13 protein-coding genes are annotated in these 14036 nt (G+C 71.0%); 9 read left to right on the top strand and 4 right to left on the bottom strand.

What is annotated here, in order from left to right; translation table 11 throughout:
- Positions 1 to 42: 42 nt before the first annotated feature.
- On the bottom strand, positions 43 to 615 hold the full coding sequence (locus tag VET29_RS26665) for a PadR family transcriptional regulator (protein ID WP_324925275.1): 573 nt from the start codon (positions 613 to 615) through the stop codon (positions 43 to 45).
- A gap of 178 nt (positions 616 to 793) precedes the next feature.
- Between VET29_RS26665 and VET29_RS26660 the strand changes: the two genes are divergently transcribed.
- From VET29_RS26660 to VET29_RS26630, 7 genes are all read left to right on the top strand, one after another.
- A complete protein-coding gene (locus tag VET29_RS26660; protein ID WP_324925273.1) occupies positions 794 to 1183 on the top strand; it encodes a hypothetical protein in 390 nt (129 codons plus the stop codon).
- Between the two features lie 97 nt (positions 1184 to 1280).
- The gene (gene pstC, locus VET29_RS26655; protein ID WP_324925271.1) at positions 1281 to 2270 is read left to right on the top strand and encodes a phosphate ABC transporter permease subunit PstC; all 990 of its coding nucleotides are present in this window, start codon (positions 1281 to 1283) and stop codon (positions 2268 to 2270) included.
- Positions 2270 to 3331: a phosphate ABC transporter permease PstA gene (gene pstA / locus VET29_RS26650; RefSeq protein WP_324925269.1), complete on the top strand. Its 1062-nt coding sequence runs from the start codon at positions 2270 to 2272 to the stop codon at positions 3329 to 3331. The genes pstC and pstA overlap by 1 nt, the downstream gene beginning before the upstream one ends.
- Before the next feature lie 14 nt (positions 3332 to 3345).
- Positions 3346 to 4929 (top strand): substrate-binding domain-containing protein, encoded by a 1584-nt coding sequence (locus tag VET29_RS26645; protein ID WP_324925267.1) that lies wholly within the window; start codon positions 3346 to 3348, stop codon positions 4927 to 4929.
- On the top strand, positions 4926 to 7694 hold the full coding sequence (locus tag VET29_RS26640) for a hypothetical protein (protein WP_324925265.1): 2769 nt from the start codon (positions 4926 to 4928) through the stop codon (positions 7692 to 7694). Before VET29_RS26645 ends, VET29_RS26640 begins: the two co-directional genes overlap by 4 nt.
- Positions 7691 to 8671: a class E sortase gene (locus tag VET29_RS26635; protein WP_324925263.1), complete on the top strand. Its 981-nt coding sequence runs from the start codon at positions 7691 to 7693 to the stop codon at positions 8669 to 8671. The genes VET29_RS26640 and VET29_RS26635 overlap by 4 nt, the downstream gene beginning before the upstream one ends.
- 138 nt (positions 8672 to 8809) lie before the next feature.
- Complete coding sequence (locus VET29_RS26630) at positions 8810 to 9817, top strand: esterase-like activity of phytase family protein (protein WP_324925261.1); 1008 nt, start codon at positions 8810 to 8812, stop codon at positions 9815 to 9817.
- A gap of 107 nt (positions 9818 to 9924) precedes the next feature.
- On the opposite strand, the gene VET29_RS26625 is transcribed toward VET29_RS26630, so the two are convergent.
- Entirely contained in the window at positions 9925 to 10908 is a 984-nt protein-coding gene (locus tag VET29_RS26625; protein WP_324925258.1) for a hypothetical protein, read from the bottom strand.
- A gap of 234 nt (positions 10909 to 11142) precedes the next feature.
- On the opposite strand from VET29_RS26625, the gene VET29_RS26620 reads away from it, so the two are divergent.
- Together VET29_RS26620 and VET29_RS26615 are read left to right on the top strand one after the other, a co-directional pair.
- Positions 11143 to 11919 carry a hypothetical protein gene (locus VET29_RS26620; RefSeq protein WP_324925256.1) on the top strand — a complete coding sequence of 259 codons (777 nt, stop codon included), beginning with the start codon at positions 11143 to 11145 and terminating at the stop codon, positions 11917 to 11919.
- A complete protein-coding gene (locus VET29_RS26615; protein WP_414636611.1) occupies positions 11916 to 12722 on the top strand; it encodes a phosphate ABC transporter ATP-binding protein in 807 nt (268 codons plus the stop codon). The genes VET29_RS26620 and VET29_RS26615 overlap by 4 nt, the downstream gene beginning before the upstream one ends.
- A gap of 31 nt (positions 12723 to 12753) precedes the next feature.
- On the opposite strand, the gene VET29_RS26610 is transcribed toward VET29_RS26615, so the two are convergent.
- Both VET29_RS26610 and VET29_RS26605 read right to left on the bottom strand, forming a co-directional pair.
- On the bottom strand, positions 12754 to 13755 hold the full coding sequence (locus tag VET29_RS26610) for an NADP-dependent oxidoreductase (RefSeq protein ID WP_324925254.1): 1002 nt from the start codon (positions 13753 to 13755) through the stop codon (positions 12754 to 12756).
- On the bottom strand, positions 13755 to 14036 hold a 282-nt coding region (locus VET29_RS26605; RefSeq protein WP_324925252.1), incomplete at its 5' end, for an Ohr family peroxiredoxin. The genes VET29_RS26610 and VET29_RS26605, both read right to left, overlap by 1 nt.

Genomic DNA, 14036 nt, shown 5'->3' with positions numbered 1-14036 from the left:
CCCCCGGCGCCGGTGTCGCGACGGGGACTGCCGGCCGGCCGGTCATCGCCGGGCCGCCTTCGGTCGGTCCGCCTTCGCGGATGCCTGGGTCCCGCGGGGGGTGGTGCGGGACAGGCGGGTCTCGGAGTGGTCGAGCCAGCGGACCTCCGACTCCGCGCGGAAGATCATGAGGTCCAGTACCAGCAGCCAGGCCTGGTCGTCGGCCTCGTCGGCCTTCGCCTTCAGGCGGGTGAACTCCTGCAGCTTGCGGATGGTGGCCACCCGCTGTGCCCGCAGCACGGCCGACACGTCGACGCCCGGGGTGTGCAGCGCGAGGGCGACCTTGATCGCCAGCTCGTCACGCGGCTGCTCGGCCGGGGCGACCGGCGTGGTGAACCACGCGGCCAGCTCGGCCCGTCCCGCCTCGGTGAGCCGGTACACGACCTTGCCGGGCTCCTCGGCCTCGTCGGTCTCCTCGACCAGGCCGTCCCGGCTCAGCCGCGACAGCGTCGAGTAGACCTGCCCGATGTTGAGCGGCCAGGTCATGCCGGTCGAGCGCTCGAACTCGACGCGTAGTTGATAGCCGTGCATCGGCTCCCGACCCAGGAGCGCGAGCAGGCCGTGCTTGACGGACATAAGTACCGAGTATGCATACCCGGTACTCACCGCGCAACGAGCCCCGGCGACCGGTGGGCGGAAATCGTGGTGACCACTTGGCGGGGTCGCATCACATGTGGTGTCTGGTTCACCGCGCCGGCGTGTCCGGTTCACCGCGAGATCGCCTCCGGTTGTTCCGGATGGCGATAAACCCCTTGTGACCCCGAGATTCCGGTTTCGCCGATTACCCGACGGAACCTTCGGCTGGATGTTGCTCGGCGGCAACAACCGGCTCATCGGCATGGCCGCCGCCGGCGCGCCGACCCCGGCCCGGGCGGTGTCGGGCGCGGAGCTGGCCAGAGACCTGGCGGCGACCGCCGACATCGCCTTCACCGTCGCCGACGACCGGCTCTGGTACTGGCGCCTCCTCGACGCGGGCGCGCTGATCGCCGTGTCCGCGTCCGGTTTCGCCAGAAAGCTCGACGCACAGCGGGCGGCGAGACGTTTCATCCGCGCGGCCGGCGCCGCCCACGTGCAGCTCGGCGTGGTGACGGTGCCCGACCGCGTCCGCGAGAGGCCGGGCCCGTCCCGCACGGGCGCACGGTGATCACGCGTTCGTTCCTCGTTCACCGTGCGGCCGACGGTCAGCCATCCGTGGCGGGTTTCCTTTGCGGCGCACAGGAATGCCCAGCGGGAAGGCGCACGTGACGACCGTCGAGAACGACCGGCCGCGGCGGCTGCGCGTCGGCCGCACCACCGGGGACCGGGTCTTCCGTGGCACCGCACGCGGTTTCGGCGTGCTGGTGCTGCTCATCATGGGTGGCATCGGGATCTTCCTGGCCGTCGAGGCCGCGCCGGCCTTCGGGGAGTTCGGCTGGGGCTTCTTCACCACCGTCGAGTGGAACCCGGAGAGCGGCGCGCTCGGCATCGCCGCCGTGCTCGTCGGCACGCTCACCGTCGCGACGCTCGCGATGGTCGTCGCGTTCCCGCTCGCGCTCGGCACCGCGCTCTACATCTCCCAGTACGCGGCCCCGAAGGCGAAGCGCTGGCTCATCGCGATGGTCGACCTGATGGCGTCGGTGCCCAGTGTCATCTACGGCCTGTTCGGCGCCTACCTCCTCCAGCCCGAGATGGTGTACGTCTCCCGCTGGCTGCACGACATGCTCGGCTTCATCCCGGTCTTCCAGGTCGACACCGACCCGGACGCGGCCGTGTTCGCGCAGTCCCGCTACACCGCCTCGGCGCTCATCGCCGCGCTCGTCGTCGCGATGATGGTGCTGCCGTATGCCTGCATGGTCATGCGCGAGGTGTTCGACCAGGCCCCGCAGGGAGAACGCGAGGCCGCCTACGCGCTCGGGGCCACCCGCTGGGGCATGGTCCGCGCGGTCGTCCTGCCGTTCGGCCGGGGCGGGATCGTCGGCGGAACCATGCTGGCGCTCGGCCGCGCGCTCGGCGAGACCATCGCGGTCGTGCTGATCATCGCGCCGCTGTTCGAGATCAAGGTGCGCATCCTGGAGAACGGCACGATCACCATCCCGTCGCTGATCGCCACCCGCTACGGCGAGTCCGTCGGCATCCAGCTCGCCGCACTGCTCGCCGCGGGCCTGGTCCTGTTCGTCATCACGCTCGTCACCAACAGCATCGCGGCGGTCATCGTGACCCGCGGTCGCAGCGGCGCGGACACGGAGATCTGATGACCGCGGTCCTCAAGACACCCCAGGAGACGAAGCGGAACCTGCACGGCAGGACGGTCGACGACCGGGTCGCACCGCTCGGCGCGGCACTGGGCGCGCTCGCGCTGATGTCCCTGCTGTACGACCGGCTTCTCCCGCTGTCCGGCTCGCTCGGCTTCGTCGTCTGCTGGTACGTCACGTTCGTCGTGCTGTACGCGCTGGTCTCGGCCTACCGCCATCCCGCGCCCGCGGTCACCGACCGCGTCGCCGGCGTCCTGATCCGCACCTGCGCGTTGGTCGTCGGCGGCTCGCTCGCGCTCGTCATCGGCTACGTCTTCGTCCGCGGCGCGCCGGCGATCATCCACCCCAACATCTTCACCGAGGACATGACCGCGGGCCCGCACGACCCGCTCACCACGGGCGGCGTGCTGCACGGGATCGTCGGCACGGCAGTGCAGATCGGCATCGCCATCACCATCACCCTGCCGCTGGGCATCGGCTGCGCGGTGTTCATGACGGAGGTCGGCGGCACGCTCGCCAGGCTGGTCCGCACGGTCGTGGAGGCCATGACCGCGCTCCCGTCGATCGTCTGCGGCCTGTTCGTCTACATCGCGTTCCTGCTGACGTTCGACGTGCAGCGCAACGGTTTCGCCGCCTCGCTCGCGATCAGCGTGATGATGCTGCCGATCATCGCGCGGTCCGCCGAGGTCGTGCTGCGGGTCGTCCCCAACGGGCTTCGCGAGGCGAGCCTCGCGCTCGGCGCGTCGCAGTGGCAGACGGTCCGCAAGGTCGTGCTGCCCACCGCCCGGCCCGCGCTCGCGACCGCCATGGTGCTCGGCGTGGCCCGCGGCATCGGCGAGACCTCGCCGGTCCTCATCACCGCCGGCTACACGACCTTCCTGAACGCCAACCCGTTCGAGGGCCCGATGGTGTCGCTGCCGCTGTTCGCCTACACCAACGCGCGCTCGCCGGAGCCGCTGCTCCAGACCCGCGCGTTCGGCGCCGCCGCGGTGCTGATGGTGCTGGTGCTCCTCGTCTTCCTCCTCGCCCGGTTGGCCGCGGCCGGCCGGCGCCGCTCGTGAAAGGGAACAGAGAGATGCAACGCTGGCTCTTCGCACTGATCGTGGCGGCGACCGTCATGTCCGTCAGCGGCCCCACGGCGCAGGCGCAACCCGCCTACGAGGCCATCACCGGGTCCGGCTCGACGTGGAGCCAGAACGCGCTCGACCAGTGGGTGCAGGACGTCCGCCGCAACGGCCTGACCGTGTCCTACTCCGGCATCGGCTCCTCGGCAGGCCGCCGGCAGTTCGCCGACGGGCAGAACGACTTCGGCGTGTCCGAGATTCCCTTCCAGGGCACCGACAACGGCCAGCCCGACGCGTCGCCCAACCGCGCGTACGCCTACATGCCGATCGTCGCGGGCGGCACGTCGTTCATGTACCAGCTGCGCGTGGGCGGCCAGCTCTACCGGGGCCTGCGGCTCGCCGGCGACACGATCGCGAAGATCTTCGCGGGCGAGATCCGCAACTGGAACGACCCGGCGATCAGGTCGGACAACAACGGACGGACCTTCCCGGACAAGCCGATCATCCCGATCGTGCGTGCCGACGGCTCCGGCACGACCGCGCAGTTCACCCGCTGGTTCGCCATGGAGCACACCGACATCTGGCGCCGGTACTGCGGCTGCGACAGCGCGATGACGTCGTACTACCCGGTGCGGAAGGACAAGGTGCCGCTGATGACCTCGCAGAGCGGCTCGGACCGCGTCGCGGGGTCGGTGGCGGCGGCCGCCGGCGACGGCGCGATCGCCTACGTCGAGTACTCCTACGCGCGGGCACGGAACTTCCCGGTCGCCAAGGTGCTGAACAAGGGCGGCTACTACACCGAGCCGACGCACTACAACGTCGCGGTCGCGCTCACCCAGGCGCAGATCAACAACGACCCGAACGACCAGAACTACCTGACACAGCTGCTGGACAAGGTCTACCGGTTCAACGACCCGCGCACCTACCCGCTCTCGTCGTACTCCTACGCGATCATCCCGATCAACGGGAAGGGCGACCAGCGGATCACCGCGGGCAAGGGCCGGACCATGTCCGACTTCATGTACTACTTCCTTTGTCAGGGCCAGGGTTCCGCGCCCGCACTCGGCTACTCGCCACTGCCCGCGAACCTCGTGCGCGCCGGGTTCGACCAGGTGAAGAAGATCCCGCACGCGACCGTGCAGGACGCGGACGTCGCCCGCTGCGGCAACCCGACGTTCGACCCCGGCGACCCCAGCAGCAACAAGCTCGCCCACGAGGCGCCCATGCCGCCCTCGTGCGACAAACAGGGCGCCGGGCCGTGCGAACCCGGCCAGGGCACCGGAAACGGGAGCGGCACCGGGAACGGCCCGGGAGCCGGCACCGGGCCCGGCGGCGGCACGGGGCCCGGCGGCACCGGCGTGACAGGCGACGGTGCCGGAGTGTCCGATGTGGACCCGGAGACCGGCCTGCCGGCCGGCTCGGACGCGCGGAGCGGCGGCGCGGACCTCGCCGGCAGCGCGACCGAGCTGGCCGCTTTCCGCTCCGACGGGATGACCGCCGCGCTCTCGGCGATCGCGGTCGCGCAGCTGCTGCTCGTGCTGCTGGTGCCGCCGTTCGTGGTACGCGCGATGCGCCGCAGGCGGGAGCGGTCATGAGGCGCTGGGGTGGGGCGGCACTCGTCGCGGTACTGGCGGCGGTGCCGGTGTCGCTGCCGCTGGCGGCCGGGACGGCGTGGGCGCAGCAGGACGGTTGGGCGTACGACCAGACGAAGCACATCGCCGACGCCGGCCGGTCCGCCGAGGCCTACGACGCGACCGTGAAGGTCGGCCGGACCGGGAACCTGTTCGACCGCCAGCAGGTCGAGATCGACCTGGCCGGTTTCAAGCCGACCCACAACGCCAACAACATCGCGGCGAACGGCGTCAACATGGAGTACCCGGTCGTCGTGATGCAGTGCCGCGGCGCGGACCCGTCGGCGGAGTCGTGCGCCAACGAGCGGCGCAGCGTCTACTACCCCGGGTACGACGCGTCGGCGACCGCCGACTGGCACGACCGGGCCGGGCGGCTGGTGAGCCCGGGCAACCCGACGGGCATCCCCGGCGCGGACCCCGACGAGCGGAAGAAGAACCTGCTGACGATCGAGCAGGTCCCGTTCGTCGCGCAGGACGGCACCCGGTACCTGTGGGATCCCGCGGTCAACGCCGCAGGCGACCCGGTGATCGACGAGCCGGCCAGGAAGAGCTACGCGCCGGTGGACACCTCCGACGCCGGCACGAGCGTGCTCGCGACCCGCAGCATCCCCGTCCGGCCGGACGGCGGCGCGGAGTTCCTCTTCGAGGTGCGCCAGCGGGTCACCCAGCCGAGCCTCGGCTGCACCGACACCGAGGCGTGCTCGATCGTCGTCGTGCCGGTGATGGACATGGCGTGCGCGGCGGGCGCCCCGGCCGACTGCGGCGGTGCGCCGAAGGGCTTGCCGCCGGGCAGCGTCGGCGCCGGCACGGACAACCCGAACAGCTGGGTGACGCAGCGGACCTGGCTGGCGGAGTCCAACTGGCGCAACAGGTTCGTCGTGCCGATCAGGTTCGCGCCCGACCCGGCCACGTGCAGCGTCCACGACCAGCGCACGATCCTGCCGATCTTCGGTTCGGAGCTCGCCGACGTCGCGCAGCAGCGCTGGGGCAGCGCGTACTGCGCGGGCGCGCGGACCGCGGACTACCTGCCGCTGTACTCGCAGGGCTCGGAGTACGACGGCCGCCGCCAGTTCACCACGATGCTCGGCGACTCCTACGGCCAGGACGCGGTCCTGACCACGCAACCGGTCACCGACTCACCGCGTCCCGTCGTGCACGCGCCAAGCGCGCTCACCGGGTTCGCCGTCGCGTTCACCGTCGACGACGCCGGCGGCAGGCAGGTGCGGCAGCTGACGCTGTCGCCGCGCCTGCTCGCCAAGCTGCTGACCCAGAGCTACTCGCCGGGCCGGGTGCCGGACGGCGTGCGCGACACGCGGACGCCGTACACCGGCTCCCCGGACCAGCTTGCCGCGATCGGCGCCGCGGGCAACGCGAACGCCTACTACTGGGAGCACCCGCTGCACGCGAACCCGCTGAGCATCTGGGAGGACCAGGAGTTCCTCCGGCTGAACCCGGACCTCAGGCTGCGCGACGACCGGAACTCCCTCGCCGACCAGTTCCAGAGCTACCTCGCGCCGGTGATCTTCCAGGTGCAGTCCGACATCGTCATGGACCTGACCCGCTACGTCGTGTCCGACCCCGCGGCGCGGCGCTGGCTCGACGGCGAGCCGGACGAGCAGGGCATGGTCGTGAACCCGGCCTGGCAGGACACGCACTCCTACGAGCTGTACCCCCTGCTCGACCAGGTGGTCCGGCCGAGCAAGCCGCGTTCGTCGATCTGGTTCGAGACCAACCCGGTGTACTACAACCTGCCCGGCGCCGGCGACCCGTGCGACTCGCTGATGGGCACGCCGCTGCTGACACGGCTGGCCAACATCACGAACTCGGCCGAGAAGTCGGCGACCGCGCTGCTCGACCGGCGTGGCTCCGCGACGTCGCTGTGCACGTTCACCGACGTGCCGGTGCCGCCCGGCGAGCAGCCGGACCCGGTGCCACCGGGCGAGGACAAGGGCACCGACCGCATCTACGCGGAGGCGAAGGCGGCCCCGGCCGACTTCGGCAAGCGGGCCATGATCGCGGTCACCACGGTCGCGCACGCGCGGCTGTACGAGCTGCCGACCGCGAAGCTGGTCAACGCGGGCGGGACCGCGGTCGCCCCGGAGCCCGGCACGATGGTCGCCGCGCTGACCGCGGCGGTTCAGGACAGGACGACCGGCACCGTCGAGCTGGACTACGCGCGGGTCACGGGAAACGCCTACCCGGGCACGATGATCGCGTTCACCGCGGTGCCGTCGGCGGGGCTTTCCAGGAGCCTGGCGGCACAGTACGCCGACTTCATCGAGTTCATGGCCACCGACGGCCAGCACCCCGGGGAGAACATCACCGACCTGCCGCCGGGTTACGACCCGCTGACGCCCAACCTGCGCCAGCAGGCACTCGACGCCGCCCACGCGGTGCGCGAGCAGAAGGGCGAGGTGCCGCCCCCACCCGAAGGCGGTCCGCTCGGCGCCGGCCCGGGGCCGGCGCCCGGATCCACTGTGGACGGTGGCAACCCCGCCGGCCCCGGGCCCGGCGCCGGCCCGGCGGCAGGCAGTGACAGCAAGGCCAAGAAGGACGACTCACGCACGGTGGCCCAGACCCGGGGCCTGGGGTCGTGGCTGTCCCGCTGGGTGCTGCCGCTGCTGCTCGCCATCGGCGCGCTCGCCGCGGCGGCGGCGTTCGTGGTCGGCGCGGCGACCCAGCCCGGCCATCCCGTCCGCCGCGTGATCAGAACGGTGCTGCGCCGATGACCGCGACCGAGGCACCCCCGAAGGAGGAGACGCGGGCCGAGGTGCCGTCGCCGCAGCCTCCTACTCCGGTCGCCACCGCGCCGTTCGGCGCCCGGCTCGTCACGCGTGTGCTGACGCTCGTCGCGGTCGGCGTGCTGGGCTTCGCCGGTTACCTGGTGGTGCTCACCCCGATCGAGCAGGACGCGAACCAGGACGTCCTCTACTCGCGGCTGCGTGGCCCCATCGCCGAGGCCGTTCCGCCGTACGCGGGCGCGACCGTCAGCGCGGACGGGAACATCGAGCGCCAGGTGCCGCCGATCTACGACGACGGCGAGGACGCGGTGATCCCCGCCGGGGCGCCCATCGCCCTGTTGACGATCCCGCGCCTCGGGGTGAACGAGGTGGTCGTCGAGGGCACGAGCTCCGGCGACCTCGAGTCCGGGCCGGGACACCGGCGGGACACCGTCCTACCCGGACAGAAGGGCGTGTCGTTGGTCTACGGCAGGTCCATGACCTACGGCGGCCCGTTCGAGCATCTCGCGGAGCTGCACGAGGGTGACACGGTCAGGGTCGTGACGTTCCAGGGCACGTTCACCTACCGCGTGGAGGGCGTGCGCCGCGACGGCGACCCGCTGCCGGACATCACGCCCGTCACCAAGGGCGGCAGCAGGCTCACGATGGTGACGGCCGAGGGCGCGAACCCGTTCCAGCCGGACCACACCGTGTTCGTGGACGCCCTGCTGCGCGGCAGGGCCCAGCCCGCGGCGACCCATCCGGGGATCATCCCGCCGGAGGAGCGGTCGCTGGCCGTCGACCGGCCCGCGCTGCTGAACCTCGTGCTGTGGCTGCAGGCGCTCGTACTGGTCGTGCTGGCGTTCGCGTGGTCGCGAGCGCATTGGGGCCGCTGGGAGACCCACCTCGTCGGGCTGCCGGTGGTGTTCGCCGTGCTGTGGTACGTGTACGAGTCGGCCGGCCGGCTGCTGCCCAACCTGACGTGAGGCAGGCGCCGGCAGGGGAGCGTTGGCCGACGCACGGCAGTGTCCGGAGAACTCAGCCGTAGCAAGCAGTTCACCCGGTGGTGATGAATTGAGCCCTGTCCGGTCGGCTCCGACCGGGCCAGAGCGAAAGGGCCTCAATTGAAGCGTCGACTCACCGCCGCCGCGATCGTCGCGGCGGTGTCCACCGTGGTCTTACCCGGCACGGCGACCGCCGATCCGGTTGCCGTGGACGGCTACTCGGTCCGCGTGCTGGACGCCGAGCTGGTCCCGGGCGTGCACGACCTGTCGGGCATCGACTACGCCAACGGCAGGTTCGTGGCGATCTCCGACAGCGATGCCCGCGTCTACACCGCCGACGTCCCACTGACCGACACCGGCTTCGGCCAGCCGGCGGCGGTCTCGAGCACCCGACTGAAGGCGGCCGACGGCAGCGCGTTCCCGCAGGGCGGCGAGGCCGTTCGCGTCGACCCGGCCGACGGCTCGATCCTGTGGGCCAACCCCGGCACGCGTAGCCGCCGCGTCACGCTGGACAGCACGGTCCGGCGCTCGGCGGCCGACGGCACGTTCGCCGCGCAGTACCCGGCGGCGCCACACACGGCGGCCGTCGCGGGGTCGGGCATCAGGGACGGGGGCGGCGTGGCCGGCCTGACCCTCAACCCGACGGGCACCCTGGTCATCTCGGCCCTGTCGGCGCCGCTGCTGCAGGACGGCGCGTCGACGGTCCGGGTGTCGTTCGCCAACCGGAGCAGCGGCACGGTCCTGAGCCAGCTCGCGTACGAGCTGGACGCGGCCCCGCGCCACGGCACCAACGAGCTGGCGGAGATCCTGACGGTGGACGCGACCCACTATTTGGTGCTGGAGCACGCGGTCGACTCCCGGGGCCGCGACTCGGTGCGCCTGTACGAGGCCACGACGGTCGGCGCCCGCAGCGTGCTGTCCTACGACTCGGTCGTCGGCGCCACGTACACCCCGATGACCAAGCGGCTGCTGGCCGACTTCAGTGACCTGGACCTGCCCCGCGTCACCAACCTGTCCGGCATGACCTGGGGCCCGGTCCTGACGACGGGCGAACGCACCCTGGTCCTGGTGTCCGACGACGACTGTGCCGGCCGCACCCAGCTGGTCGCGCTGGCGGTCACGCACTAGCGGAGTCGGTTCCTGAGAAAAGGGAAGTGGGCCGGGAAGGTCCCGGCCCACTTCTTGGTGCTGTGACTCTTCTTGCTGTGACTCTTCTTGCTGTGACCGAAGACGAGTCAGCGGTCGTCGTCGGGGATGCCGCAGGCGGCGCCGATGCCCACGAAGCCCTCGATCTTGTTGCCGGCCGCGGCCGCGAACTGGGCGCAGATGTACCCGTCCGGACCGAAGACCGAGTCGAACTTCGCCGTGCCGACCGCGCTCTCGCGGATGACGTGGTAGACGTTGCGGGTCGCCTTGAAGGCGCCGGAGTCCACACCGCTGGCCAGCGTCACGATGTTGGCCGGCGGGTTGGTCGGGTCCGGCGGGTTGGACTCGTAACGGGCCGCGGAGAACGGCGCCAGGGCGAACGGGTCACCGTCGACCGCGTTCGGGTTGTGCTCCTGCACGGTGTCGTCGACGCAGCCGGCCGCGACCGCGGTGGCGATCTGGGCCTCGGTCACGCCGATCTGCTGCAGGAAGAAGGACCGGGTGCCCGAGCTCGCCTGCGGCAGCTTGGCGTCGAAGCCCGGCAGCTGGCAGGTGTAGATGTCCTTCAGGTCGGCGGCGGTCAGGTTCGTCGGCACCAGGGAGGCGTCGTCGATGATGTAGCTCAGGCCGTCCTGCGCGAACGGGATGAACGCGAGGAGGTCCTCGGCGTTCGAGCCGTTCGACGGGCGCGACGAGCGGGCGAAGTCGACGCTCGTGTTGTTGGTGAGCGTGGTGATGCCCGCGCCGGAGCCGTTCGGTCGTGCGATGTCGACGCCCGGACGGATGGTGATGTTGCCACCCGGCAGGCCGGTGGTCGGGTTGGTGGCGTCGAACGAGGCCAGTCGCACCGTCGGGTTCGACGCGTTGTGGCCACGCGCCAGGGCGTCGGTGACGAACTGGATGGTGTCCGAGCCGGTGCCGACGAGGTCGTCGGAGTCCGGCAGGAAGCCGGCCGGGTCGGCGCTGCCGTTGTCGAGCAGGTTCGGGTCGGCCGTGGCGGAACCGAGGCCCAGGCTCAGTGCGGCCGCGGCGCCGAGGGCGACGACGGCGCAGCTGCGCAGGGTCGAACGCATGCGGGTTTCTCCTTGTCGCAAGGTTTACGCCCGGTCAGGGCGCAGCTCGACTCTCGCCCGGGTCATGGTTTCGTAACCACCGTGTTATCCCGTCGGCACGCTGAGCGGGACATCAAGACGCGATGAACAACGGCACTTCCCGGAACTCGGCGTGTCCAGAGAACCCTGCGTTCACCGGATGTTGGTGCAGGTCAAGCAGTCTTGCCCGCGGTGTGGAACCGAAGGGATACCGGCATGCGCGGAAGATGGTTGGCCGTAACGGGTCTGGTGCTGATGGTGGGCGGCCTCAGCCTGCTGTTGCTCATCAAGCCACCACCCGCGAGCGCGCAGACGCTCCCGCCGGAGGTCACCCACAGTGAGACGTGTGGCACGAACCCGACGACACAGGCCAAGTTCGTCACGTACTCGGCGAAGCTCAGGAACGTGAACGCGACCGGCACGCCGACCGTCTCCTACACCGTGGTGCGCAACTGGTCCGACGGCCGCGCCGACAACACGCTCACCAAGACGGCCGCGCCGGGCGCCAGCGTGGACGCGAACGTGATCGACGTCAACGCGAACAGCGTCGCGACACAGTGGACCTACACCCTGGTGGTCAAGGTCGACGGCGTCGTCGTGGCCGGCCCCTTCACGAACTCGAACCCGTGCCTACCCGGGTCCACGACCACCACGACGACGACCAGCACGACGACCAGCACGACATCCACCACGACCACCACCACCACGACGAAGCCGACCACGAGCAGCACCACCACCACGACGCCGACATCCACCACCACCGGCACGTCGACGACGACCACCACGTCCCCGGCGTCGACGACCACCGACCCGTTCGCCGGCCCCACGACCACGACGACCGAGAACATCGCCAACACCGCGAACTCCTCGGGCGGCGGTGGCCTGGCGTACACGGGTGTCGCGGTCCTGGCGGTCGCGGGCGCCGGCCTGCTGCTGTTCGCCAACGGCGCCGGTCTGCTGCGGCTGGTGCGCAGGGGCTGGGTGGACGAGTGACGCTCACCCTCCCGCGGACCTCGGTCGGCGGCGCGAGCCTGTCCGCGCACGACGTCTCGGCGTGGTTCGGCAACCACAAGGTCCTTGAACGAGTGAACCTGACGATGGCGGCCGGCGAGGTCACCGCGCTGATCGGCCCGTCCGGCTGCGGCAAGTCGACGTTCCTGCGGATCCTCAACCGGATGCACGAGCTGGTCCCGTCGGCGTCGCTGGCCGGCGAGGTCCGCCTGGACGACTGGGACGTCTACGCCGCGGGCCGGCGGATCACCGACACCCGCAAGCGCATCGGGATGGTGTTCCAGAAGCCGAACCCGTTCCCCGCCATGACGATCGCGGAGAACGTCCTGGCGGGCCTGAAGCTGACCGGCATGAAGGTGTCGCGCGGCGGACGGGCCGACCTGGTCGAGGAGTGCCTGACGCGGGCGAGCCTGTGGCACGAGGTGAAGGACCGCCTTCGCGAGCCGGGCGGCGCGCTGTCCGGCGGCCAGCAGCAGCGGCTGTGCATCGCACGTTCGCTGGCGGTCCGGCCGGACGTGCTGTTGATGGACGAGCCGTGCTCGGCGCTCGACCCGACGTCGACCCGCCGCGTCGAGGAGACGATCCACCTCCTGCGCAGCGAGGTCACGATCGTGATCGTGACGCACAACATGCAGCAGGCGGCCCGAGTCTCGCAGCAGTGCGCGTTCTTCCTCGCCGAGCAGGGAACGCCGGGCCAGATCGTGGAAGCGGGCCCGACCGAGGTCATCTTCGACAACCCGTCGGACCCGCGTACCAACGACTATGTGAACGGCCGCTTCGGCTGACTTCCCGAAGGGGGCCGCCAGGGAGCCGGAGTCAGAGCCGCACCACCATCTTGCCGGTGTTCTCGCCGCGTAACATGCCGAGGAAGGCGGCCGGTGCGTTCTCCAGGCCGTCGACGAACGTCTCCTCGGCGACCAGCTCTCCGCCGGCCAGCCAGGCGCCGACCTCGTCGATCATCGCGCGGAAGCGGTCGCCGTGGTCGAGGATGATGAACCCGCGGACCGTCAGGCGCTTGGTGACGACCTGGAACATGTTCCTCGGGCCCGGCGGCCGCTTCTCCTCGTTGTACCCGGAGATCGAGCCGCAGGCCGCCACGCGGCCGTAGTCGTTCATCGCCCAGATCGCCGCCTCCAGGTGGTCGCCGCCCACGTTGTCGAAGTAGACGTCGATGCCGTCCGGTGCGGCCGCGGTCAGCAGCTCGGTCACGTTGCCGTCGCGGTAGTTGAACGCGGCGTCGAAGCCCAGCTTGCCGGTCAGGTGCGCGACCTTGTCCGCCGAGCCGGCGCTGCCGATCACCCGGCCTGCGCCCTTCAGCTTCGCGATCTGCCCCGCCAGGCTGCCCACCGCACCCGCCGCGCCGGACACGAACACCGTCTCACCCGGCTTGAGCGCGGCGATGTCGAGCAGGCCGACGTACGCGGTCAGCGCCGGCATGCCGAGCGCGCCGAGGAAATGCGACGGCGAGACGCCCTCGATCGGCGTCAGCCGGGTGAACTGCTTGGTCAGCGTGTGTGAGCGCCAGCCGAGGCCGTGCAACACCAGTTCGCCGGGGGACACACCGTCCACACCGGACTCGACGACCTCGCCGATCGCGCCGCCCTCGAGTGCCTTGCCCAGCTCGTAGGGCGGGGTGTAGGACTTCACGTCGTTCATCCGGCCGCGCATGTAGGGGTCGACGGACATGAAGGTGTTGCGTACCAACACCTCGCCAGGACCCGGTGCTGGCAGCTCCACCTCGGCGAACGCGAAGGTCTCGTCGGTCGGCCACCCCCTGGGGCGCTCGGCCAGCCGAATCTCCTTTGCGGCAACCGGCATCACGCCACCCGGAGGTCGACGTCGATGTTGCCGCGGGTCGCGTTGGAGTACGGGCACAGCTGGTGTGCCGCCTCCGTCAGCTTCGCGGCGGTCTCGTTCTCGACGCCGGGCAGCGAGACGACCAGCGTGACCGCGAGGCCGAAACCCTCGCCCTGCTGGCCGATGCCGACCTCCGCGGTCACCGAGGAGCCGTCGATCTTCACCTTCTCGCGCCGGGCCGCCGCCTGCAGCGCACTGTGGAAGCAGGCCGAGTAGCCCGCGGCGAACAGCTGCTCGGGGTT

Origin of the sequence: Actinophytocola sp., assembly GCF_035634895.1 — a bacterium.
In the GTDB taxonomy this organism is placed as follows: Bacteria; Actinomycetota; Actinomycetes; order Mycobacteriales; family Pseudonocardiaceae; genus Actinophytocola.
Note: the sequence above shows the minus strand (reverse complement) of the source record. Positions and strands in the feature narration are given on the sequence as shown.

Coding starts and splice junctions, on each gene's coding strand:
- VET29_RS26665 (WP_324925275.1), bottom strand. CDS start 615: ATGTCCGTCAAGCACGGCCTGCTCGCGCTCCTGGGTCGGGAGCCGATG.
- pstA (WP_324925269.1), top strand. CDS start 2,270: ATGACCGCGGTCCTCAAGACACCCCAGGAGACGAAGCGGAACCTGCAC.
- VET29_RS26645 (WP_324925267.1), top strand. CDS start 3,346: ATGCAACGCTGGCTCTTCGCACTGATCGTGGCGGCGACCGTCATGTCC.
- VET29_RS26640 (WP_324925265.1), top strand. CDS start 4,926: ATGAGGCGCTGGGGTGGGGCGGCACTCGTCGCGGTACTGGCGGCGGTG.
- VET29_RS26635 (WP_324925263.1), top strand. CDS start 7,691: ATGACCGCGACCGAGGCACCCCCGAAGGAGGAGACGCGGGCCGAGGTG.
- VET29_RS26625 (WP_324925258.1), bottom strand. CDS start 10,908: ATGCGTTCGACCCTGCGCAGCTGCGCCGTCGTCGCCCTCGGCGCCGCG.
- VET29_RS26620 (WP_324925256.1), top strand. CDS start 11,143: ATGCGCGGAAGATGGTTGGCCGTAACGGGTCTGGTGCTGATGGTGGGC.
- VET29_RS26610 (WP_324925254.1), bottom strand. CDS start 13,755: ATGCCGGTTGCCGCAAAGGAGATTCGGCTGGCCGAGCGCCCCAGGGGG.